This is a genomic window from Clostridiales bacterium (assembly GCA_030016385.1).
Taxonomy (GTDB): Bacteria; Bacillota; Clostridia; order Clostridiales; family Oxobacteraceae; genus JASEJN01.
Genome location: JASEJN010000006.1, coordinates 37604 through 61285 on the forward strand (window position 1 = coordinate 37604; position 23682 = coordinate 61285).

Annotated in this window: 21 protein-coding genes; all 21 read right to left on the minus strand. The window is 38.1% G+C overall.

Annotated features, from left to right (window positions below; all coding sequences use genetic code 11):
* Positions 1 to 95: 95 nt before the first annotated feature.
* The 21 genes from QME45_02640 to QME45_02740 all read right to left on the minus strand — a co-directional run bounded on the left by QME45_02640 (position 96) and on the right by QME45_02740 (position 23632).
* A complete protein-coding gene (locus tag QME45_02640; GenBank protein MDI6617557.1) occupies positions 96 to 5243 on the minus strand; it encodes an FkbM family methyltransferase in 5148 nt (1715 codons plus the stop codon).
* Positions 5244 to 5316: 73 nt separating this feature from the next.
* Positions 5317 to 6222: a flagellin Hag gene (gene hag / locus QME45_02645; protein MDI6617558.1), complete on the minus strand. Its 906-nt coding sequence runs from the start codon at positions 6220 to 6222 to the stop codon at positions 5317 to 5319.
* Positions 6223 to 6338: 116 nt separating this feature from the next.
* A complete protein-coding gene (fliT, locus tag QME45_02650; GenBank protein MDI6617559.1) occupies positions 6339 to 6674 on the minus strand; it encodes a flagellar protein FliT in 336 nt (111 codons plus the stop codon).
* A 13-nt stretch (positions 6675 to 6687) separates the two neighbouring features.
* Entirely contained in the window at positions 6688 to 8322 is a 1635-nt protein-coding gene (gene fliD / locus QME45_02655) for a flagellar filament capping protein FliD (protein MDI6617560.1), read from the minus strand.
* A 28-nt stretch (positions 8323 to 8350) separates the two neighbouring features.
* Entirely contained in the window at positions 8351 to 9217 is an 867-nt protein-coding gene (flgL, locus tag QME45_02660) for a flagellar hook-associated protein FlgL (protein MDI6617561.1), read from the minus strand.
* Between the two features lie 12 nt (positions 9218 to 9229).
* Positions 9230 to 10903 carry a flagellar hook-associated protein FlgK gene (flgK, locus tag QME45_02665; GenBank protein ID MDI6617562.1) on the minus strand — a complete coding sequence of 558 codons (1674 nt, stop codon included), beginning with the start codon at positions 10901 to 10903 and terminating at the stop codon, positions 9230 to 9232.
* A 10-nt stretch (positions 10904 to 10913) separates the two neighbouring features.
* On the minus strand, positions 10914 to 11345 hold the full coding sequence (gene flgN, locus QME45_02670) for a flagellar export chaperone FlgN (GenBank protein ID MDI6617563.1): 432 nt from the start codon (positions 11343 to 11345) through the stop codon (positions 10914 to 10916).
* Positions 11346 to 11363: 18 nt separating this feature from the next.
* Complete coding sequence (gene flgM / locus QME45_02675; GenBank protein ID MDI6617564.1) at positions 11364 to 11651, minus strand: flagellar biosynthesis anti-sigma factor FlgM; 288 nt, start codon at positions 11649 to 11651, stop codon at positions 11364 to 11366.
* 101 nt (positions 11652 to 11752) lie between these two features.
* A complete protein-coding gene (locus QME45_02680) occupies positions 11753 to 12433 on the minus strand; it encodes a DUF2225 domain-containing protein (protein MDI6617565.1) in 681 nt (226 codons plus the stop codon).
* 14 nt (positions 12434 to 12447) lie between these two features.
* Entirely contained in the window at positions 12448 to 13536 is a 1089-nt protein-coding gene (gene fliY / locus QME45_02685; GenBank protein MDI6617566.1) for a flagellar motor switch phosphatase FliY, read from the minus strand.
* Positions 13529 to 14521, minus strand: coding sequence for a flagellar motor switch protein FliM (gene fliM / locus QME45_02690; GenBank protein ID MDI6617567.1), 993 nt, complete (start codon positions 14519 to 14521; stop codon positions 13529 to 13531). The genes fliY and fliM overlap by 8 nt, the downstream gene beginning before the upstream one ends.
* Positions 14522 to 14547: 26 nt before the next feature.
* Positions 14548 to 14961, minus strand: coding sequence for a chemotaxis protein CheW (locus QME45_02695; protein ID MDI6617568.1), 414 nt, complete (start codon positions 14959 to 14961; stop codon positions 14548 to 14550).
* Positions 14962 to 14984: 23 nt separating this feature from the next.
* Positions 14985 to 15347, minus strand: coding sequence for a response regulator (locus QME45_02700; GenBank protein MDI6617569.1), 363 nt, complete (start codon positions 15345 to 15347; stop codon positions 14985 to 14987).
* Positions 15348 to 15369: 22 nt separating this feature from the next.
* The gene (locus QME45_02705) at positions 15370 to 15975 is read right to left on the minus strand and encodes a chemotaxis protein CheC (protein ID MDI6617570.1); all 606 of its coding nucleotides are present in this window, start codon (positions 15973 to 15975) and stop codon (positions 15370 to 15372) included.
* A 4-nt stretch (positions 15976 to 15979) separates the two neighbouring features.
* Positions 15980 to 17944: a chemotaxis protein CheA gene (locus tag QME45_02710; protein ID MDI6617571.1), complete on the minus strand. Its 1965-nt coding sequence runs from the start codon at positions 17942 to 17944 to the stop codon at positions 15980 to 15982.
* A 16-nt stretch (positions 17945 to 17960) separates the two neighbouring features.
* Positions 17961 to 18737: a protein-glutamate O-methyltransferase CheR gene (locus tag QME45_02715; GenBank protein MDI6617572.1), complete on the minus strand. Its 777-nt coding sequence runs from the start codon at positions 18735 to 18737 to the stop codon at positions 17961 to 17963.
* Between the two features lie 16 nt (positions 18738 to 18753).
* On the minus strand, positions 18754 to 19404 hold the full coding sequence (locus tag QME45_02720) for a CheB methylesterase domain-containing protein (GenBank protein ID MDI6617573.1): 651 nt from the start codon (positions 19402 to 19404) through the stop codon (positions 18754 to 18756).
* 241 nt (positions 19405 to 19645) lie between these two features.
* A complete protein-coding gene (locus QME45_02725; protein ID MDI6617574.1) occupies positions 19646 to 20134 on the minus strand; it encodes a chemotaxis protein CheD in 489 nt (162 codons plus the stop codon).
* Between the two features lie 53 nt (positions 20135 to 20187).
* Positions 20188 to 20652, minus strand: a complete 465-nt coding sequence (locus QME45_02730) for a chemotaxis protein CheW (protein MDI6617575.1) — start codon at positions 20650 to 20652, stop codon at positions 20188 to 20190.
* A gap of 19 nt (positions 20653 to 20671) precedes the next feature.
* Positions 20672 to 22471 (minus strand): FapA family protein, encoded by a 1800-nt coding sequence (locus QME45_02735; GenBank protein ID MDI6617576.1) that lies wholly within the window; start codon positions 22469 to 22471, stop codon positions 20672 to 20674.
* A gap of 153 nt (positions 22472 to 22624) precedes the next feature.
* Positions 22625 to 23632, minus strand: coding sequence for a polysaccharide deacetylase family protein (locus QME45_02740; protein ID MDI6617577.1), 1008 nt, complete (start codon positions 23630 to 23632; stop codon positions 22625 to 22627).
* Between the last annotated feature and the right edge of the window lie 50 nt (positions 23633 to 23682).

Below are 23682 nucleotides of genomic sequence, written 5' to 3' on the forward strand. Positions count from 1 at the left end.
TTATAGTTTATTCTTGTTATTTTATCGGTATCTCGCGTATATACTTAAGATTTAATAAACAGATAATTTAAACATTCATTTGATGTTACCTTGAATTACTGTAAATTTGGGGCAAATAGATATGTTGTAGTCGCATTAAATCTGTAAATAGCTTTATAACCGAAATTTTTCAGATAAGCATTAATCTTATCAAATTCCTCGATACTATTCGCTTCTACATAAATTAAAGGATTACACTTTTTTATTATTTTTTCAGCTCCTTCTAAAACTTCCAATTCCATGCCCTCGACATCGACTTTTATTAGATCAATATTATCATTTTTTCTATATAAGAGATTGTCTAACGAATTGATTTCAATATTACCATAAGGTGTCTTCTTTACTTTGCTCATTCCCAAATTGTTATTGTCTAATATTATCATTTGTGCCCTGTCGTTTGCTTTGCCTACGCCTAAATTGAACAATTCTACTATATGTTGGATATTGTTTATTCTAACATTCCTCTTTAAAATATCAAATGCAATTTTTTGCGGCTCAAATGAATATACCTTTTTTGCATCACAAACTTTTGAAAAGTATACAGTATGATTTCCAATATTTGCCCCCACATCAATAAAGACTTTATTTTGTCCTATTCTTTTCCTTATATCCTCCAACATAGCTGTCTCATAAAAATTTCTTGTGATATAAATTATATTTTGAATCCAATCCTTCAAGTAGGGCAAATAAAATTTTATTTCTTTATCTTCATAAGTAAAATTATAAACCGATTTGCTATCATCGCCTGCATCAAATCCGTAATCATCTGCATCAAATAATTTTCTTATATTCGTCAACTGTTTAACTAAAGAATAATTGTCGATTATAAATCTTCTATATTCGTTAGAATCATATCTATTTGAAACAATCATCTCTACTGCTTCATCTATAGTATTCCATATATATCTTTCTTCGTAAATTTTCTTTGCGCCGACGAAATTATGGATAACAGGTTTAATACCCTTGCACATTCCCTGCATTACACTTATGTTCTGGGATTCAAGAACGCTCGTGCATAAAATATAGTCCTTATCATCGAGCCATGCATTTATATCATCCTGCCAGCCTTGATAAAAAACATTATTCTCGATGCCAAATTCTTTCGCCATCTGTTTGAAATAAAGTATATATCTTTCATCTTGAAACTTTCCGGCGATATATAATTTGTATCTTCTATCTTTATCATATACTGCCTTAAAAGTATGAAGCAAAAGCATAGGTCCCTTTTTATAGTTTATGTATCCAACATAAGCTATATTGAAACCCGGTTTTCTTTTATTGAATGTATATTTATCGATATCTATGCCATTTGGTATTACCAATGTCTTATCTCTATCCAAATTGAATTTTTCAGTAACATAATTTCTTATACCGTCTGAAACAAATATTATTTTATCGACATAATTCCAATTTACGTTCTGAGGATAAGTTGTAAATGCTTCATAGCTGTGCAGCCTGCAGATAATCTTTTTATCCCTTGCTATAGAGAGTTTACTTGCGTATATTACAAGTTCATCGCACCATTCAAACCAGCATATGTCAGCCCATTCCATGCCTTCATCGATTTGCTTTAGATTCGTTACGGTAATCTTTCTGGTTTCATATTCCCTTGACAGTTCGTTTATTATATCCCATATGAAACTATCATCACCTTTTGAGAAGAAGACTATTTTCTTCTTCTCGGGTTTCAATAAATCCTTATGCCCTTTTTCTATATTTTGAATTTCGGCGGCTATTTCACTTTTTATATCATCACCCTTGCAATTGCTAAGGGCAATCCTGTAATGTTCCAGTGCGCCCTTAAAGTTACCGAGTTTATCATATGCATATGCGAGATTATAGTTCAAATCGAAATCATTTTTATGAGACTCAAGTCCGGACATTAAAATCTGTTCAGCCTGCTTAAAATTATTTCCCATAATGGCAATTACAGCTTTGAATGAACAGATTTCAGCATCGTCCTTAATGATCATCTCATATTCATTTATTAAAACCGAAGCATTATCGACATCGCCATTTTCTATGAAGCCCTTTATCCTGCTCTTGATCTTTTTTCCGTATTGATTTAATTCATATCCTGCCTTTTCCTTCTCATAATCTTCAACATCGGCTTTATATCCTGGAACAATCTTTCCCAGAAAGAGCTCCATGGGCTTTGCCATTTCCTTATATTGAGTTACTCCATCCTTTATTAGTTTAAGGCAGCCTACTAAATCATTTTTTTGCAGCCTGTTAAAAGCATCAAGTATACTTCCGACAAACGATATTTCTTTTTGCTCCAGTAAGTCCCGCCTTCCGATCTTTATCATGTAAGCACATATGTTTATATATTTATCGAGTATACTTAAGAGCTGCTGCCTGTCCAATTTAAGATATTCCTTAAGGTTCAGGCTACGGTTAAGAATAAATCCTGCCGCCCTTTTCAAATTTTTCAGCTCTATAATATCCCACTCATCACTTGCTTTATATTCGTTCAGCATCGGAAGTGTCGATTCGATGATCATATTTCCGGTTATATAATCTGCTTCGCCTATATCATATTTGTCGATAAAATGCAACATCCTGTGGGGATCCTGCTTTATTCCTCCTCCAGCCCTTACCCTGAACAAATCTATATAGTCATCGTCGATATCGGACTTTGCAAAAGCTATCGTACATTTTCTCTGCTCTTCTTCCGGACATTTAAATAAGCCCTGCTCTAAATAATATTTGAAGGCATCCCTAATTTTATTTTGGCTGCCTTTTCGGATTCTGTTTCCATAAAGGCTTACGAGATAATCATACCTTTGCAGTTGCAGACAGCTCTCGACTATCTCGCGAAGATTTATCTTCAACGCTTCATCATCAAAGCTGCCTGCCATATTCACGCATTCTCTATAATTTTTCATAAGAAAATATGACATCATGCATGTGTTGAATATATCATTTTTTGACCCCAAGCTGTAAAACAGATATCTGTCATCATTCGATATACTATGGCTTGAAAATTCATCTAAAAGATTTAAATATTGCCTGGAAACTTTGATGCATTCATCATAATTTTCTTTTATGAATAGCGCTTTTGCCTTAAAATATATGCAATCTATAAAATCAGGCTGCAATTCCAATACATAATCGCAGATTTCGATTGCCCTGCCATGCAGGGAATTGTTAAAATATACAAGCGCCGCATTGCTGTAATACATAAGATTTATATCTTTTTTATCGGCATTCTCAAGAAGCTTTAAATATATCTCCACCTGCTCGAGAGCTTCCTTATTGTCGCCGTGCATCGAATAGCTTACACTTAGCTGAAACCTGTAGTATATATTCTGCGGATTACCTTTAAGCTCCCTTTTCAACAGTGAAGATGTCCTTTTGAATTTTTTATCTTTTATATCCGGTGTCATTATATATCCATAATGCAGCAGCGTAACATCAAGATTTTTTAGCGGTAATTTTGAGACAGGCTGATTATGCACACTGCCTGCATAATAAAATGAGCCGTCATTCTTGAATATAGCTTTTCTTACAAGCATTGAAAAAATTTTATGTTCTTTATCCGAGAAATTTTTCTCCTTGAATGTATATGTACTGTACTGATTATATCCGTCACCATTAAAAAGCTCAATTAACTTTTTAATTGAGTCTTTCTCCAGTTCCTCATCCGCATCAAGTATTAATATGTACTCACCGTTTGCCAGAGATATGCTGTAGTTCCTCGCCTCGGAGAAACTGTTCTGCCATGGGTGGATATATATTTTATCCGTATATTTTTTCGCTATCTCAATAGTTTTATCCTTCGAACCCGTATCCACAAAAATAAGCTCGGCTGTTTTACTATCCAGCAAGGGTTTTATACTGGACAAGCACCCTCCAAGGTATTTCTGTTCGTCTTTTGCGATCATGCATATACTGAGTCTATAAGGATACTTTTTATTCTCGAGCCTTATCCTCTGTATATAATATTCAACAGCTCTTGCCATAAGAGGATATTTAACCGATGCAGCTTTCAATAAACTTATGCCCTCTTCGGTTTTACCATTGTTAAGCATGCTTATGGACTTATCGACATCTATCAGAAACAAAGTCTCGTTATCGGGGGGCAAAACCTTACCTTTTCGTGCCGCATTGTTCAATAAATAAAAGCCATAATTGGTATAGTCGATAAACATCTGCACAAGCTTTTGCTTCTTTTCGATATCATAAGATTTATCTGACATAAACCCTATATATATCTTTATGATATTTATATAATCTGCAATATGTATATTGTTTTTTCTGCTTATTTCCTTCTTTAAGTCTATGGAAATCATATAATTATATATATATAAATAGAAATTATTTTCATATTCAAGCAGGTACTTAAAACAATCCGCCAGTAGTTCGGCACCCATCGCCTGTATTATTTCCGTTGCAATTTCACCACTTCTTAATATATCCATTAAAAAATAGCCGAAGTACGTTTCATCATCTTCCAATTCAGCACTGTTCAATATATCGATAATCTTATCTTTGTATCCTTCCAATCTTTCTCTGTACAACTTTTTTACAGTCAGATATTTACTGTAATTTGCAAAATTGATATTTTTAAATTTGTTCTCAAGGATTGTATCCGTATTGCAGTCCGCTGTACTTTTATATTTTTCAAGGTTTTCAAAAAATTTTAGTTTGAATTTCCTGCTCTTATTTGAGACAAAATTTTGGTACCACAAAAAAAGCTCATCATATTTTCCACTGTCAGCTATACTGGATAGATTATATCCGATGGAATCTATATCAGGATTTATAAGAGAGGTATCTTCAATTACCGCCTTTAATTTTACTGTATCTTCTGAAGTTTTACTGGACACGATTGTCTTTTCATCCATATAATATTCTGTCTTTTTACTGTTTATATATCTTTTTATAGTGCATAAAATGCTGCATCCGACATTTTTAAGAATACCTTTTATTTCATTGGAAACATCTATGGTTAATTCCATCCCTTTTTCGATAATCATTGCCATATCGCTGTCGCACAATGAAAGGCAGAAATTATTAAAATCTTTATCTTTCCCCGAATAGCCGATGATATCATGCTTATATTCCGTATCGATGCCGGCATCTTTATCGCTGCATATAAAAATATCGGACTTACCATCCTCGATAAGCGGTTTTATGTCCTGCAGACAATTATTTATTTTATCCGCGTCTTTTCTTACAAATATACTTAAACCTTTCATAGCATACTCCTTTTTAAATCATCCTGAAATTATAAAAAAGGGAGGCCAAGCCTCCCTAAAACTGGAACAATGATTATCTTAAAAGACTCAGTACCTGCTGTGGCTGTTGATTTGCCTGGGCAAGCATTGCCTGAGCGGCCTGTGCCAGTATGTTGTTCTTTGAATATGTAACCATCTCGTTTGCCATGTCTACGTCTCTTATCCTTGATTCTGCAGCTGTAAGGTTTTCGGATGAAGTACCAAGGTTTGCTATTGTATGCTCCAACCTGTTCTGATATGCGCCGAGCTTTGCTCTTTCGCTTGACACTGTATCGATTGCCGCACTTATAACTGAAACCGCATTTCCGGCAACAGTTGCATTGCCTACTGAGAGTGCATATTCAGTTCCGGCCGTAACATCTGTCAATGCATCGGTTGTGGCTGATGCAAAATTTGCGCCTGAAGCTGCTGATATACCTAAAGCAACAGATCTCATATCTCCAAAGTCTGCTTTAAATGTCTGTCCTTCATTAGCGCCTATCTGGAATACAAATGTCTTTGTATCTCCGGATGTAACTGCGCTGCCGCCGTTTATCAGGTTTTGCGTATTGAACTGTGTGGTATTTCCAATCCTTGTAATCTCGGATGTAAGCTGATTTATTTCCTTCTGTATCTGTCCCCTGTCGGCTGGAGTATTAGTATCGTTGCCGGCCTGTACAGCTAATTCCCTCATCCTTTGAAGTATGGATTGTGTTTCATTTAATGCACCTTCGGCAGTCTGGATAAGTGAAATACCATCTTGAGCATTTCTTGAAGCTGTGTCAAGTCCATTTATCTGCGCTCTCATCTTTTCTGAAATCGAAAGTCCTGCAGCATCGTCGCCAGCCCTGTTGATCCTTAAACCTGAGCTCAACTTCTCCATTGACTTTCCTGCTGCATTAACATTAACAAGCATGTTCCTGTGAGCATTCAGTGCATTTAAATTATGGTTGATAATCATAATATTTTCCTCCCTGTGAATAATATACGGGTCTTTATGCCCGATTTTTGGATTTTACCTAACGCGTTAGTTTAATTTCTAGTACACTATTAATATCGCTCTGTTTTTACAATACTTTATACCCTTCTGCTTAAAAATATCGATTTTGAAAGTATTTTGTTATAGGAACTGCTTATCCTGTAACTATTTGAAATATTATCTATCTTTTCTTTTACCTGTTCCCTTTTTAAAGAGAGCTTCTCGCTCAATTTCTTCTCAAGCTCTAAAAGCTTCATCTGGATGCAGATATCCTTGAATAATTTCCTATCAAACCTGCTCTCGCTTATTCTGTTTATCAATTCCTGTCTTTTGGCCAAAAGCATATTGATTTTTTCAAAATCATCGCTGTCCGCCGCCTCTATCAATTCACCGGTGATATGCTGAAAATTTATAAGCTCAGATCTTATATCCATTCATGCCACCCGCCTATGCAAGCTGTTGATAGAGCCAATTCGACTGGGCATTTAAATTTTCCATGGCAACCTCAAGAGCTGAAAACTGCTTGTAATATTTTTCCTTATCATCACTCATTCTGTCCGTAAGCTGTTTTATATACTGGTTTTGCCTGTATATCTGGTCGGGGAGGGTATTGCCTATACCGCCTATGCCAGTTTCGCTGTAATCGTTTTGCTTGTTTGCTATAGATGAAAGTATGCCGTCATTTAAGTACGTCCCTGTTCTTCCTACATACTCGACAAATATATCGTCAATCCTCTGGAATATACCTTCATTATTATATTTTTCCTTGGGATCGGTGCTGTCGCTTTCCCTTGTAAATAAATCTGTAATTTCCGAACGGTTGTTTCTTATAACACTTTTGAGTATGTCTTCTCCCCCCTGGGTAAATTCTATCCTTCCGCCTTTTTTATGGTCGTCTGTCGTGTCAAGGCCTATATTTCTCCCAAATGGAAGAGACATATCGTTTATTTTGTCAAAAAAAGCATTCCTTAATTTATCCATCATTTCGATAAGAAGCGAATCGTTCTGCAGAATTCCCGATTTTGCTTGTTCATTCCATTTATCTATTTGGTCCTGAGTCATCTGCTCTTTCTGGGCATCCGTAAGTGGCTGGTATTGCTTATTTAAAGGTTCATCAAAGCTGACTTCCCCCTGTACCTTGTCGACTAAATCATTGTAGCTGTCTATAAATCCCTTGATAAGATTGAACGTAGTATCGACGTCTGATGCGACGTTTACCGTAGCCGTCGAGTTTTCCTTCCCTGCAAGGGTAAATGTTATACCGTTAATTGTTGTATCATTGGTCTCCGTACTTAAACTCTTAGATTCGCCAAACGGCGACGTTATAGTAAAGTTTGCATTTGTACCGCCTGCATCCGTTGAGTCTGCTCCTGCTGTCAGCGTCAATTTATCGGATAAATCTGTCCCGATTACCTGTATCTTATGGGATGAACCGGTATCGTTTCTCTGCAACGTAATCTTTTGCGATATCTCATCAAAGTATCCCGAAACCTTTCCTTCTGTCTGGCTGTTTATTTTATACAGAAAGTTCCCGACCGTTTCATCTGAATCCGTAAATGTAATATTATACGAGTCCGTATCATCGACTTTTAAAGTAAGCTTGTCCGAAACTGTAATTCCAAGATCCGACAACTTTGTAGACGCATCTATTCCTTCCATCTTATTCCCTGTAATCATGGCTTTTTTAGCGGTATTGATAACATTTACGGTATAATTGCCTTCAACGGCATTCGATGAAGCAACAGCCATAACTATGGATTCATCGGCTGACACCGCCTTGTATACGTTATAATTGCTTCCGTTTGTAACCGCTGAACTCATTTTGGTCAAGTTAAAATATGAATCCTGCAGCTTTTTAATTTCGGCTATTATATCCTGGTATGCCTCCTGTTTCCATTGCAGCTTTTGAAGTTTGGAATCTTCTGTATTTATCCTTACCTGGTCTGAAGTAAGCATCTTCTCCACAATGGAATCGACATCAAGGCCCGTATTAAGGCCCAGAATCCTCAGCATATCCCCTCCGCCTGCACCTGTCATGCCTGATGGAGTGGAACTCTGCCCGACTTGCGATATAGTGCTCATTTGTCTATCTCCTTTCTATTCCAATTTTCTATTTTAAAAAATCCAGTATGCTTGGCTGGAGTACCTTGGCACCTGTTTGCAGCGATGCCACATATACATTTTCCGCTACATTGAATTCCATCACTTTCTGTGCTATATCCACATCCTGTGTCTTCGAAAGAAGTTCAGTCATGTTCAGATTTTCATCATCATTTTTGGAAACCATAGCATCAAGCCTGTTTGACATGGCGCCAGCCTTTGCACGAAGATCTAAAATGTTATCCTGCTCATCCTCTAACGTATCCATATTAGCTGAAGGCGAATTCCCTGCGTTCAAGTTGCCGATTATTTCATCCAGCGTCGCAAATATATCCTGAAATTTATCTCCCGTAGTTGCTATATCCATCTTTACACCCTGCGAAAATTCCTTCACCAACCCAACTGTAGAGCCGTTATAACTTACGACTCCGGAATTTTCTACAAAAGGTGCGCTTGTAGTTTTATCACCGCCAAATATATATTTGCCGTTGAAATTAGTATTTCCAACCTGGACTAATTGTTCCTTGAGCTGTGAAACCTCCTCAGCCATGGATTTTCTCTGCGGAGCGTCATATGTATCGTTGCTCGCCTGGACGACGAGGTCATGGACCCTTTTTAACACATCGCCAACCTGCCCCAGCGTTAAATCGGTTGTCTTCAACCAGTCCTGTCCCTCGCTCATGTTTTCCTTATATCTTCCGTACATGGAAATTGTCGTATTTATCTCCATGACCCTTGCCGCTTTGAAAGGATCATCCGAAGGCTTCCTGACCAGGATTCCGGTTGAAAGCTGTCCCTCAAGCCTTTGCATATTCTCTAAATTGTTTGACAGGTCGGACAAATACCCCTGTACCAAAATCTTGTTTGTTATTCTCATTTCTTTCACCGCCTATTTGATAAGACCGTTTATAACGACATCGAGAAGCCCGTCTATCACACTTACCATCTTTGCATTTGCTTCATATGCCCTTTGAAACTGTATCATATTCGTTATCTCTTCATCTATCGAAACACCAGATACCGACTGCTGCTTTGTCTTTAGCTGGGACAACAGGACATTCTGATTGGTGACCATCCTTTGGGCCTCCTGACTTGAAACTCCAAGCTCCGCAATGGTGCTCTTGAAATAATTGTCGATTGTAATCCCGTTTGGAGTCCCGCCTATTTTTAGATTATCGGGGGTCACATTTGCATCCGATTTGTTGATAAAATCCTCTCTGCTTTTTATATTCAAAATATCAAGCCCCGCCGATTGAAGCTGTCCCATAAGCAAGGCACGCTCTCCGTTTCCTTCGCTGAAATTAGGGTCGCCATTTAAATAGTTCCCGGCATTTATCTTTTTAGGGTCATCTATGATTTCCTGATTTACACTTATAACTTTTGCAGGTTCATCGGCCGTTTCGGCTTCTTTATCGAAAAAATTCACCGTGTCCGTATCATCGGGATCGGTGGAGCCGGAATGTATCGTATTGACTGAAATGGCCAGCACTTTTGCAAGATTGTTGAGCTGATCCTTATATTTCATAACCTCGCTGCTTATTGTTTCATTCCCGTTCAAGCTCCCGCTTTCAAATATCGCCGCCTTTATATTATCCGTACCGCCATCGTTGTTATAAAATATTATATGGGTCTTTAAAGATGTTACATTATTGCCTGCATCGATATTGGCAATGGATTTTGCAGTCGCCTCATCGATATCTATTGTTTTTTCATTATTGACATTGCCATCTACGTAAACCGTTACCTGCCAGTTTCCGGATACGTTTTTTACATCTTTTATAAAAGAAAGGCCATTTGTTACATCTGTTCCTGAAAGAACATTCACCGTGCTTCCATCGCTTGTTTTTGCATTTATGGATATGCTCTCCAAATTACCCTTATCTACCTCAAATCCGAACCTCTCCGAAAGCTGATCCAACAATAAATCGCGTCTGTCTAAAAGATCATTGGGGTTTTCACCCCCTATTTTAACGGCCTTGATCTGCTTGTTTAAGTCGCTTATCTGTTTCAATATGTTATTGACTTCAGACACCTGCTGATTTGTCATGTCCGCAGCATTTGTTTCTATATTCGTAAGCTGATCATAGTTATGGTTTATTGCTGTTGCAAGGGATTCGGCATTTTGTACAACCAATGTCCTGGCAGTTGAATTGGGTTCCGGATTCGTGGAAAGCTGCTGCCATGAGCTCCAGAATTTATCCAAGACCGAAGACAAGCCGGTATCCGAAGGCTCATTGAATACTGCCTCCACCTCCGACAGAGACTGCTGCCTTGCGTCATATTTCCCAAGGGTGCTGGTTTCTTTTCTTATCTGAGTATCAATAAATTGGTCCCTTGCCCTGTCTATGCTTGAAACTATCGAGCCTGTCCCAAGCTGTCCGGGGCCGCAGTAACTGTTCAGAGAAGGTATCCCAAAAGGAGTGGTTGTCCTTATATTTGCCCTTTGTACAGAATAGCCATCAGTATCCGCATTCGCCACATTATGGGCTATTACCTGCAATCCCGTCTGATGAGTCCGTATACCGTTTTTTGCAATATTAAATATACTGAATAATCCGCTCATAAAATCCCTCCTATGCTTTTTTTGTAAATATACTGCCGGTTTCTCCACTATCGATTTTTCCGCTATTTTTATATGTTAACGCGGCAGGATTTAGATTCAGCGCTGATTTTACAAATCTTATATAACTCAAAGACTGTTCTGTCAGGGCCATGTTCGTTTCATTCTCTTCCTCAACAGTGTTAACAAGTTTTATAAACCTGTCGGCATCACTTTTCTTTAAGATGCCCGCCCTTACAAAATCACTCAACTTTTTTCCGCTAAACATTTCCTGCCTCATATTATCCACATCTTTTATTTTGCCTGCAAGATACATTTTTTTCTCGATTCTATCTTCAAGTTTACTTGCTTCATCCTTGATCAATATCTCCCTTTCATCGGAAATCACATCAAGCATTTCCAAAAGATATCCGGTATATAACCCTATAATCCGTACAATATCCAACCTATCTCACATCCTTAGCTATATTTCCTTTCCTTTTATAGCGTTTACTATTTTCTTGGCGATATCCTCCGACGACACATCATACTTTCCGCTTTCGATCTTTTGTTTCAACTCTTCTATTTTCTGGACCCTTATGTCGGATATATTCTTTACAATGGAAACATACTTTGCGATCTCTTTTCCTTCTTTTGAAATTTCGATTGTATCACCCTTTTTACTTATCGTGCCTCTTTCATGCACCGGTTTTAACTTGTTTTCAGCATATATCTCCACAGCCCTTATTCCGTTGTCCCTTGTAACCTTCATTTTAACACCGTCCTAAAATATTTATATTATATTCTCGGCAATTTCCATATAAACTTTACAGGGAAAAATATCCTATTTCTTTCCTTAAAACACACGATATCCTATTTGAAATTATCCTTTATCTCCAGCCATCGATCCGAGATCATATTTGAAATCCTTTTTTTTACAGACGGATCCTTGCTGTATCTGGATATCGCAATATTAAACCATTTAACAGTCTCATTCCGATTCCCAAGCCTGAAATTAAGTTCCCCCAGCAAGTAAACTAAAATTTCAGGGCTTATATCCTCGTCATCGTCGATACCTCCAACTTCATATGCCTTTTCAAGTAAGTCCACTGCGGATTTCATAAATCTTCTCTCATCATCTTTTTTATTCTGCATGCGGTATATCCACGATAACCTCAGGCATATTACGGCCATCTTTCCGGGATTCAAATTTACGATCTGTCCGCTCAATATTGCGATTTCAAAAGCATCTACAGCCTGATCAAATGTCCTTATTCCACATAAATCCTGCTTTTTCCAACGGCTGGAAAAAATTTTTAAAAAACTGCTTTTATCATTTACTCTTAGTTCATGCTTAAAATGATCGGAAAAAGCGAAACCGCATTTGGGGCAAACATTTATCTCATAAAAATATGGATTGAGTCCCTTATAATATGTACACATATCCGTATCGGTCTTCAAAGGGATTAACTTGCTCGATTTTATCTTTGTAGAGCTGAAGACATTCTCGCAAACAGGGCATGTGAACTTTTTCATATAATATATATCATCCATTTTATCACCCTGCCTTATTTGTCCTTAAGCCCTTTTACCCTTTCTGCATTGCTCACTATATTTGTAATCCTCACGCCAAAGTTTTCATTTACAACGACTACTTCACCCTGAGCCACCATCTTGCCGTTTACAAGTATATCGACGGGTTCCTCCACCAATTTATCGAGCTCGATTAAAGAGCCGTTATTAAGGTCCAGTATCTCCTTGATAGTTTTGGTCGTCCTCCCGAGTATAGCTGAAATTTCTATGGGGACATCCAGTATAAGATCGATATTCCTTTCATTGCCTTTTGGACTGCAATCATGCAAAGGCATAAACTGTGCTTTATCGACAAGTACTTCATCCTTTTGTGGATCCTCTTTTTCATCCGTTTTTTCCTTTATACCATCATCGGCAGGAGCCGGATCTTCCGCTGCTGCTTCATTTTCATTTTGAGATCCCCTATAGTTTTGATTCATGGCATCTATTATACTTTGCGCCGTTTCAATGGGGAAGAGCTGCATTATCTCGCTATCGACCAGTGAACCCACCTTTAGCTTGAATGCTACATGGACTACTTTTTCTCCCTCTTCTATAACATTGCTCAATCTTTGTGCCTTATTATCCCAGAGGAATGCATTCGGAGGTGAAATATTCACTTCGCGCTTAAACATCGATGCCATAGAAGTTGCGGCAGTTCCTATCATCTGGTTCATAGCCTCGGATACGGCGCTCATTTCGATTTCCGAAAGCTCCATAACCTTTCTATCGCCCTTTTGCCCCATCATAAGGTCAGCTATGATACCTGCATCCGGCACCTTGAGCACAAGAAGGTTTGCACCCCCCAAACCCTTAATGAACCTGACTTCTATTGAAATATTGGGAACTTCAAATGTCTTTTTGAGTTCATCAAGTGTCGTAACTTTTACCTTTGGAGTAGTTATGCTTACCTTCTGGTTTATAAGTTTTGAAAGGGCTGTGGCAGCAGAGCCCATACAGATATTCCCTATTTCACCCAAAAGATCCTTATCCTCATCATCGAGATCGTCCGAAACTTTTAAAGCCTCGTCATTGCTGCTTAGCAGAGCATCTATTTCCTTCTGCGATAATATATCGTTATTCATACCCTTCCACATCCTTTTCTATTATTTGTGCTATCTGTACTGCTCTCTTTTTGTTGTAAGTACCCGGAATTACCTTATAGCATAAATTGTTTTCAATATATAAATCAATTGGTGCTTTTACAGAATTATCAAAAGTTATCACATCACCCGCCTGCAGGTCCAGAAAGTTTTTTATAAATATCTGAGTCTTTCCTAAAATCGCCGTGAGCTTTAGAGGCACGTCTTCTATCCTTTTTTTCATGATATTTCTGTCTTCGTTTTTATTTAACGTCTCCGTACCTGTCCAGTATTTTATAACTATCTTATCGAGAACTTTTTCAATTGCTATATAGGGTATGCAAAGATTTATGTATGTCTGGATGCCATTCATCTTTACGCTCAGAGTAATAATTGCAACAGGTTCATTTGGAGCCATCGTCTGGTTCAACGCCGGATTTGTCTCTATATCCTGTATTTCAGGCTGCACATCCATAATGTCTTCCCATGCCAGTTTAAGGTTTTCAACCAGTTTTTCGCATATGGTCCTCATGACTGTTTTTTCGATCTCCGTAAAATCCCTTACTTTGTATGTCATCTGCCCCGACCCGCCGAATAATACATCCAGTATCTGAAATACAAACTGCGGGCTTGTCTCGAGAAGCAGCGAGCCGGAAAGCGGAGGCATCTTGTATATTGTCAGTATCGTCGGATTGCTTATGGACCGGATGAATTCTTCATATGTTACCTGATCGACAATTGCCACATTCACCTGTACGTTCGTCCTTACCTGGGCTGTCAAAAATCCCGAAATAATCCTCGCATAATTTTCATGTACCATCTCAAGTGTTGTTATATGATCCTTGGAAAATTTTTTTGGAGATTTAAAATCATATTTTTTTACCTGATGTTTATTCTTAGTCTCAGGAACGGCTTCGGGAACTATCTGGCCTGATGACAGCGCTGAAAGAAGTTCATCTATTTCATTCTGGGATAATATTTCGCTCATATTCATACCTCTTCTTATATTTATAGTTATTTATTTGCATTTACAAATTCATCCGGATCGATTAATGTAACCAAATAGTCTTTTATATTTATTGTCCCTTTTATGTACTTTTTTTCATCACTGTCTTTAACAGATATATCCTTTATTTCATCCTCACTTATATCCACTACGTCTGCAACTCCATCAACCGTTACGCCTATTGTCTCGTCTTCTGTTTCAACTATCAGTATATTTTCAGGTTTTGGGGCGGCTTCATTCACTCCAAGTATAAAATACGGATCGTATACCGTTATTATATTCCCCCTGAGATTGATAAGGCCTTTGATATAAGAAGGAGCACACGGAACGCAGGTAATATCTGTCATTTTATTTATAATCTGAACATGTGAAGTATCTATCGCATATTTTTCATTGCCAACATAGAAAACTACAATCTGCATTTGATTTACCTCCCGTTTGCAGGTTAACCAAGTACTTTCTTTAAAGCCTCAATAACCCTGTCCGGCTGAAACGGCTTTACAATAAAGTCCTTTGCTCCTGATTTAATGGCTTCCATAACCATAGACTGCTGTCCTAAGGCACTGCACATTATTATCTTGGCGTTAGGATCTATTTTTATTATCTCTTTTACGGCTGCGATACCATCCATATCAGGCATTGTTATATCCATTGTCACAAGATCCGGTCTTTCATTTTTATAAAGTTCGATCGCCTTGGCGCCGTTGCTTGCCTCGCCGGCAATTTCATATCCGTTATTCACCAGTATATCTTTTATCATCATCCTCATGAATGCTGCATCATCTACTATTAATATTTTCCCCGACATAATTGCACCTCCAAAATATTATTTACATCAATCCTAATTTGCTGATTATTTTTTCAAGAGAACCAGGCTTCGGTATATAGAAGAAATACCCCTTTATATCCCTGTCGCCTTCGCTAAACTTCGCTTCAATAGACATTATATAATCTCCAAACTGCTCCGACTCCATGAAAACGCTGGTCATTAACGGAAAAAGCATATCATTGGAAATAGCCGGGACAGACGAAACCATTGCAAGTTTTGTAAACTTTACAATAGAATTTAAATATGCACCGGATAGAATATTGCCTATTTCCTCCAGAGCCGACATTTCAAATTCGTCCAGGTCTCCTGTTTCTTTTCTGCCTGTCAGCATTTCGACCAGCCTGTATGAGCTCTCCATCGTTAGAAGAAATAATATATTCCCAGGAGCATCCCCGAATACTCTGAGTACTACTGCAATTACCCTATCTTCCTTACCGCCTAATCTCGATACGATATCGTCGACTGGCAGTATATCGATCTGCGGAACATTCATATTTATTCTTCTTTGTATCATTTGAGATAGCGCTGTCGCGGCGTTTCCCGCTCCAATATTCCCTATTTCCTTCAGCGCATCCATCTGTAATTCCGTTAATTTTCTGTAATCCATTTTCTTACCTTTCCGTTATTATGGATACTACATCCAGTATCAGCATAACCCGTCCATCTCCGGTAATCGTCGCACCGGAATACTGTTTTAAATCCTTGAGGCTTTTTCCAAGCGGCTTTATAGCTATTTCGCGCTGTCCGATAATCGAATCCACCATAAGAGCAGCTTTTTTATCGCCTATTTTAACTATTACGATAAATCCATTCTTCTCTTTTTCATCCCTGAGCTTTAAACTTGAAGACAATCTTATAAGCCTTACGAGTTCATCTCTATATATGATGATTTCCTTCCCGTTTGCATATTTTATATCGCTCTCGCTTACAGGTTGAATCTTTTCTATAAATCCAAAAGATATTGCGAAAATCTCGCCTGCAACTTTTACGAACAATGCCTGAATTATGGATAGGGTAAGCGGGAGATATACGATAAAGGATGTCCCTTTGCCCATCTCACTTTTTACATCGACAGAACCTCCTATCGATGTGACTTTCGTCCTTACGACATCCATGCCTACGCCTCTTCCGGAAATGTCTGTGACCTTATCGCTTGTACTGAATCCTTCCAGGAAAATAAGATTCCTGATGTCATTATCATTCATGCCATTGATATCTATACCCTTTGCGACGGCCTTTTTCTTTATTTTCTCTACGTCCAATCCGTGTCCGTCATCTTCAACTTTTATTACAGCCTTATTCCCTTCCTGGTATGCTGTTACCGTCACATTTCCAACAGGATTCTTGCCCGCCTTGATTCTTTCCTCCCTGCTTTCGATGCCGTGGTCAACAGCATTCCTGAGCAGATGGACTATGGACTCTCCAAGTTCATCGACTACCGTCCTGTCAAGCTCAGTCTCCTGACCCTTTATTACAAAGTTTATCTCTTTCCCAAGCTCTGTCGACAGATCCCTTACCATCCTAGGAAGCCTTCCAAATACTATCTCAAGAGGTATCATCCTCACCTTCATGACGATATCCTGCAGATCACCGGTAATCCTTGCAAACTGTTCCAGAGTTTCGTTGAGTTCGGCAATATTATTGGAACGCCCTATCTGTTCAAGTCTTGTCCTGTAAATAACAAGTTCTCCAACAAGATTCATAAGCTTATCCAATTTCCCAAGATCTACCCTTACGGACTGCCCTATCTTTTTTTTCGTTTTATTCTGGACATTTTTATTTTTTTTACCGGCATCTGAAACAACCTGCTTTGTGGACGTTTCATTCATAACACCAGCCGATATTTTTTTATCATCGATTTCATTCACTGTAAAACTGTCTATTTCAGATATGCCATCGATGACTTTTTTGACAAAATCCTGTTTCTTCTGGCTTACAAATACCAGCATTATTCTGTCTTTAAACTCTTCTTTTTCTATACTTTCAGCCGGAGGGTCCGATTTTACGATTTCACCACACTTTTGAAGACTGTCAAATATGAGAAATGCCCGGGCTGCCTTTAGCTTGCAGTCCTTCCTCAATGTTATGTTTATCTCATAAGCATTGTACAGCTTATCTTCAGCCTCTTTTATTACGTCAATATCATATTTGTTATATTTTATTGCATCGGCATCGTGGACAACTTTTTCGTCCGCCTTTGCTCCATCTTGACCCTTTAATTTTGCGATAATCTGCGATGTATCAAAATCATCTCCTCCGCCTTCGGATACGCTTTTTAACATCTTTTCAAGAGTATCCACACACTGGAAGAGCACTGTTACGATATCCGTAGATGCCTTCAGATTCTTGTTCCTAATCTTGTCCAAAACATTTTCCATCGAATGAGTAAGCTCGGCCATTTTATTGAACCCCATGGTTGCCGCCATACCCTTTATTGTATGGGCATATCTGAAAATGCCGCTTATGAGCTCTGTGTTCTCAGGATCTTTCTCAAGTTCAAGCATTGATTGGTTCAGATTATCAATATTTTCTTCCGTTTCCTCAAGAAATAATGATAAATATTGCGATGTATCCATATCAAAATCACCTCCATTAAGTTTTTTTACGGTAGATAAACGCAGATGCCTTTTCAAATCCAAAATCCCTGAAATTTATTATGCTTTCAGTTGCACCTACAAATAAAATACCTCCTGGCTTTAGAGCTTCATAAAGCTTTCCGTATATTTTGTCTTTGACCTCCTGAGTAAAATATATAACTACATTCCTGCAGACTATAAGATCATAGTCCCTTCCATACGGATCAAGGATCAAATCGTGTTTTTTAAATTGCACTCTGCCCTTTATGCAAGGGTTTATCAGATATTTGTCTCCCCTCAATGTGAAATATCTTTTCAATACAGGCTCATCGACATTTTTGATATCGTTTTTGCTGTACTCGCCCTTTTTGGCCGCTTCAAGTATCGTCGAATCTATATCCGTCCCGAGTATGCTGTGAAATATATTCGGGGTAAGTTTATCCAGCATTATGGCAATTGAATATGGTTCGGCTCCGTTTGAGCAGGCCGCGCTCCAGATATTAAGGCTTCTGGGTTTATAGATCAAGTACTCCTTTATTTTATCTTCAAGATCCATATACAAATCTTTATTCCTGAAAAACTCCGATACATTTATAGTTATAAAATCAGCAAGTTTTCTGCGAAGCTTTTCACTGTTTTCAAGCATATCTATGTATTCCTCTGCAGATGATGCATTGCACCTTTGCATTATATTTCTAAGCCTTCTGTTCATCTGATTGGACTTATATGCAGATATATCTATTTTAAATTCCCTGTATATCCACCTTTCAAGGGGTTTTAATTCTGCATCCAAATAAATCACCCTTATATTATTCTATTATTTTAATAACTTCGCCTATAATCTTGTCAACAGGCGCCACTATATGCACGACACCCTTCTCAATAGCGCTTCTTGGCATTCCATATATGGTGCATGTACTTTTATCCTCTGCCATGCAGATGCCGCCTTCCTTATTTATAGCTTCCAATCCTGCCGTACCATCCGTGCCCATTCCGGTCAGTACAATCCCTATCAATCCATCCTTGTAATTTTCGGCAGCCGATATAAAAAGCTTATCGGCGCAAGGCCTTACGCCATGTAAGGGAGGCTCCTTGTTCAGATATAAGCGGTTGTTTAAAACTTCCATATGGAAACCGCCGGGGGCGACATATGCATGTCCATCTTTTATTTCATCGCCATCTTCAGCTTCCTTGACATTCAAGCAGCATATATCATTGAGCCTTTCTGCAAATTCCCGTGTAAACCTTCCGGGCATATGCTGAACTATCAGTACCGGAAGTTTAAAGCCCTCGGGGATATCTCCCATGATTTTGGCGATGGCCTTGGGTCCCCCTGTTGAAGCAGCAACGCATATCGCCTTTATATTATTTTTATGAAAATTTCTTGGTATTTTTTGATCTATATTGTTCTTTACTATTATTGACCTTCCTTTCCTCCTGCGAAATAATAAGCAGCCCATACCTCTTTTGCATGCGATTACCTATATGTGGGTGCATACAGACTATTTGAAGAATATTATGGAAAGAGCAATTAGCGGAAAGGCTTTAGAGTCTGTTGACGAAGTTTCAGGATTAGCAGAATCAATGTTTGAACTTAAGTGAGTTTTGATTCTGCCCTGAACGAGTTTACAGACTCTTAAGACTGTGAGCTTAGCGATTGAAATAATATTCTTCAAATATAAAAAATGCACCTCCTCTATCCTATATCTCTATGTATCCGGTATTCACTGTTTTTATGAATGTTTTTCCTTCGCCTATGTCCAGAAGCATAGTCCTCCCCTGGTTTCCTCCGGTATCTTCTCCTTCTATGGGAATCGATAGTCCCTTTAAAGTGTTTTTAACAGATTCGACATTTCTGTTTCCTATATCCATAATCAAATTCCTGTCTGAAAAGTTAAACATACTCGCACCGCCGCCTATTTTTGCAACTATATTGGATTTATCAGCACCCATAGACTCCATTTTATTCAATAAAATCGGTATCGCAAGATCTGCAAACTTTGCCGGATTCGCAATATTTGAAAACTGTGTGCTGTCCGGAAGCATTATATGCGCTAATCCGCCTATCCTGTATATAATATCGAGCAATACAACCCCCACGCAGGAACCAAGGCCAATTGTAATAATCTTTGAAGGTGTATATGCCGCCTTGTAATCTGCAATACCAACTCTAATCTCACATATCTCCATTTAATCCTCCAGATTTTGTTTCATCTTCCCCTATGCGAGCATCTCTGCCACATTTAACCGATTAGATTATTTATCTCTTTCTGTTCATCAAATGTGAGTATTTTGCCAAGATCCAGATAAATGATAACTCTTTTATCGAGTTTTATAACGCCTTTTATATAATCCCTTACTATTCCGGATATTATATCCGGCGGAGGGCATAGCGAACCTTCCTCTATCGTGAATATGCTTTCCACATCATCGATTAGAATTCCCACATTGGCATCTTCACGTTTTACAATGATTATCTTCGTGCTATCGATAATATTGGTATTGTCTAACCCGAATCTTTTTTTTAAATCTATCACCGGAATAATCCTATCCTGATATTTAATAACTCCCTTTAAATAATCCGGTGAATTTGGTATCCTGGTTATCTTTTGAAATTCCAATATTCTGTCAACCTGGTCTATGCCCACTGTGTATTCTTCATTTTCTATCCTAAAAATCACACCTTTTTCTTCTTCGAGAGTACTCACCAATATATACCTCCTGTTTCTAAGCCTTGGATTTTTCCACCATAAGCTCACCCTTGTACAGGTAAGCCCTCACATTTTTAACTGTGGATTCAAATTTATAAACCTGATTCTTAATCTTTATCATGCTGTTTATATTAGCTATTTCACAAGATATTTCCTGTTCTTCATCTGTACCGGCAAGTGTAGGTGCCCCTAACGGAGAACCAATTTCATAGATCTTTATCCTTCCGCCTGCTTTTATTTTGCCACCTCTTAATACACTTCCTTCTCTTTCAAAAATGCAGTTGCCCCTGCAGTCAAGTATTGAATTATAGCACCCTTTCCCCGATACAAAAATGCTTCCGCTGGTCGAAATGGACGAATTCTGAATATAATTTACATGAACATTCGAAGGCGCATTGACCCTTAAACGAAGCATCCCAATCTGAGTTTCTATTTTTTTTGCAAATTCTCTCACATCATCAAAATCAGTAAAAAGAAGCGGACCCTTGCCCATAAAATACTTGATTATCAGAGCTCCGATATTTACCGTATCATCATCTATATATTCTTTATTCTCAAATAGCAGCTCTTTAAGGTCAGAGATCTTGTCCTTAATCTGCATATATTTGGTATCTGTCAAAAATTTAATCATATCGCCGTCGGTATATGTTTTCGGTACTTTTCCGGTATTCTTGAGTGCAACGGCTACTAAAAGTATATCATCGATGAGTTTTTTTATCTCTTTGAAATAGTCTATGATGTTGAGTCTTAAAAAATCAGCCTGTCCGGCCATGATATGGCTGCCTATAGCATTTTTATACACCGTTACATCGCTTCCTGCGATTATCTCTCCGTCCGTCACGTTTCCGTATACAATTACCTTGTTCCCTGATTTTACCTTCATCCCATCGTTTATATTGCCCCTTATAACTACATCACCTATAAATTCAATATTTCCTGTTGAGAGGTTTACATCGCCATTTACCGCATACAACTCGTGTACGCTTAATATATTGCCCTTAATCTCCGGGCGCCCTTGGATTTTGGCATAAGCTTTTCTTCTATCATCTGAAATCTCAACATTTTTTCCTGCAAGCATTTCTATTCTTTTTATTTTTCTAGGGAGCAGCCTTTTCCCGCTTACATCTATTCCAGAAGTACCGCCTTTCCCTGGGATCTTTTCCGCGATCAATTGGCCTGCTGCTACGGATTCAATTTTGCCTATGCTGTAAAAGTCCACACGGTCATTAACCTTCATAAAATGCCTGTCCTTCCGGAATTTCAACTTTATTACATCATTACTGCCTTCGACAGTATGTATCCCTTCGGCTATCAATACCGAAGTATCGCAACCTTTTTTTACTATATCATCGAGCACATCATTTTTTATACCATAAATAACTTGATTTAATTTTAACGCCTCTATAACCTCATCCTTCGTATAATGCCGGCAGTCTATTTTTTTGACCGGTATTCCATTTATTATAAGCTCCGTTACAGGCGCATGATTTTCTAATTTATATTCATATCCATCGTTGTAAATGATGCTTATATATGCGGACATGCAATCTTCTGAAACCGTTACGTTTATTGCCCTCTCTGGCTTGCTGTCTTTAAGCTCTAATTTTATTTTTGCAGAGCTATCCACCAATACCCTGCTCTTTATTTCTCTATCGTTTATGAATAACTTTATACCCTCTCCGGGCAAAATGCATGCCATTTTGCCTCCCATTTCCGGATCTTTTACTATTACTTTTCCATCACTGATTTCAGCTGTCCCCTGAACCGGCACATTGGAATCGCTTTTAGTATCCAAAGATGAAGCTAAATGTGCCATACCATCACCTCATAAAATATTATTTATTATTTTTAATCAAGAAATTCTCTACGAACGGCAAAAATCCTTCATGAAATTCGTGAATTATAAAGAAATATGGCAATAATTGTAGAATAATGATAAGATTCAATCGCTGATATGCACTGTGATGTTTTATTTTTTTAAACTTCGCCCTCTGCCACAGCTTATTATGTTCGCCTTCAATTTATCGAGATTCAATGATCTGTCACCTGATCTTATCCGCCTTATATATATACTTTTTGAGCCTTCACTGTTGTACCCGGATACGGTTGTGACGAAATATTTAAAGCCGACACCTTGAGCGATTTCTACCAACCTCTGATTGTAATGCCCAAATGGAAAACAAAGTATATCCGAAGTATTGCCGGTAAAACTTTTTATAAGCGATATCGACCTTGACAAATCCCCTGATACTCTCTTTCTATATGTGCCTTCGCTTTCCAGTCTATTCCCGTCGTATATTTGATATGCAAGGGCACCACGTTCCTTGCCTTCTTTTGTTTTTATATAGTAATGGCCACCATCGCTGTGAGACTGTATGTCTATAAGGCCGCTTTTATACATTTCTCTTATTTCATTTGAACTTAATATACTAAGTTCATCAGTTGAATGGGAATATTTATCGACCCATGAAGTTATGACAAAAGACGCCGCAGGAAAATTATACTTTTTAAGCAGCGGATATGCATACTTGTAAAAGCTCTCATACCCGTCATCAAAAGTTATAACAACGGCATTCGGAGGCATTTTGTCCTTTCCGCCCATGGAATTTATTAAATCCCTCAATGAGATGACATTAAAATAGTTATTCTTAAGCATTTTCAAATCCGCTTCAAACCTTTCCGGTCTTATAGTAATACCGCTGAATGGCTTTAAACTTATGTGATGATATGTAAGCACTACCGCCCTCTTAGTATAATATATCTTATCTGCAGGCATGTGAAACTTGGATGAATCTATGAAACTTTTCGGAGGCTCCATAGCAACAGGTTTTCTCTCTATGCTATCATTATTCTGCACCTGTCCACCTGTACTTCCGCGCATGCCCTCTTCTATCTTTTGAGGCTTGACTTTCGTGCATGATACAAATCCTGCAAAAAGCACCATGATCAAAAAAAATACGGCTATTTTTTTCAACATATGTCCACTCCAATTCAAAAGCATATTAATTACACGAGTCCGTTGCCTAA

Coding starts and splice junctions, on each gene's coding strand:
- QME45_02720 (MDI6617573.1), bottom strand. CDS start 19,404: ATGGGCTGCTTATTATTTCGCAGGAGGAAAGGAAGGTCAATAATAGTA.
- fliD (MDI6617560.1), bottom strand. CDS start 8,322: ATGAGCACTATATCGCAAGTCGGGCAGAGTTCCACTCCATCAGGCATG.
- fliT (MDI6617559.1), bottom strand. CDS start 6,674: ATGGATATAAGATCTGAGCTTATAAATTTTCAGCATATCACCGGTGAA.
- QME45_02710 (MDI6617571.1), bottom strand. CDS start 17,944: ATGGATACATCGCAATATTTATCATTATTTCTTGAGGAAACGGAAGAA.
- QME45_02700 (MDI6617569.1), bottom strand. CDS start 15,347: ATGTCGGGGAAAATATTAATAGTAGATGATGCAGCATTCATGAGGATG.
- QME45_02740 (MDI6617577.1), bottom strand. CDS start 23,632: ATGTTGAAAAAAATAGCCGTATTTTTTTTGATCATGGTGCTTTTTGCA.
- QME45_02725 (MDI6617574.1), bottom strand. CDS start 20,134: ATGGAGATATGTGAGATTAGAGTTGGTATTGCAGATTACAAGGCGGCA.
- QME45_02705 (MDI6617570.1), bottom strand. CDS start 15,975: ATGGATTACAGAAAATTAACGGAATTACAGATGGATGCGCTGAAGGAA.
- hag (MDI6617558.1), bottom strand. CDS start 6,222: ATGATTATCAACCATAATTTAAATGCACTGAATGCTCACAGGAACATG.
- fliY (MDI6617566.1), bottom strand. CDS start 13,536: ATGAATAACGATATATTATCGCAGAAGGAAATAGATGCTCTGCTAAGC.
- QME45_02735 (MDI6617576.1), bottom strand. CDS start 22,471: ATGGCACATTTAGCTTCATCTTTGGATACTAAAAGCGATTCCAATGTG.
- fliM (MDI6617567.1), bottom strand. CDS start 14,521: ATGAGCGAAATATTATCCCAGAATGAAATAGATGAACTTCTTTCAGCG.
- flgL (MDI6617561.1), bottom strand. CDS start 9,217: ATGAGAATAACAAACAAGATTTTGGTACAGGGGTATTTGTCCGACCTG.
- flgK (MDI6617562.1), bottom strand. CDS start 10,903: ATGAGCGGATTATTCAGTATATTTAATATTGCAAAAAACGGTATACGG.
- QME45_02640 (MDI6617557.1), bottom strand. CDS start 5,243: ATGAAAGGTTTAAGTATATTTGTAAGAAAAGACGCGGATAAAATAAAT.
- QME45_02680 (MDI6617565.1), bottom strand. CDS start 12,433: ATGGATGATATATATTATATGAAAAAGTTCACATGCCCTGTTTGCGAG.
- QME45_02695 (MDI6617568.1), bottom strand. CDS start 14,961: ATGCAGATTGTAGTTTTCTATGTTGGCAATGAAAAATATGCGATAGAT.
- flgM (MDI6617564.1), bottom strand. CDS start 11,651: ATGAAGGTTACAAGGGACAACGGAATAAGGGCTGTGGAGATATATGCT.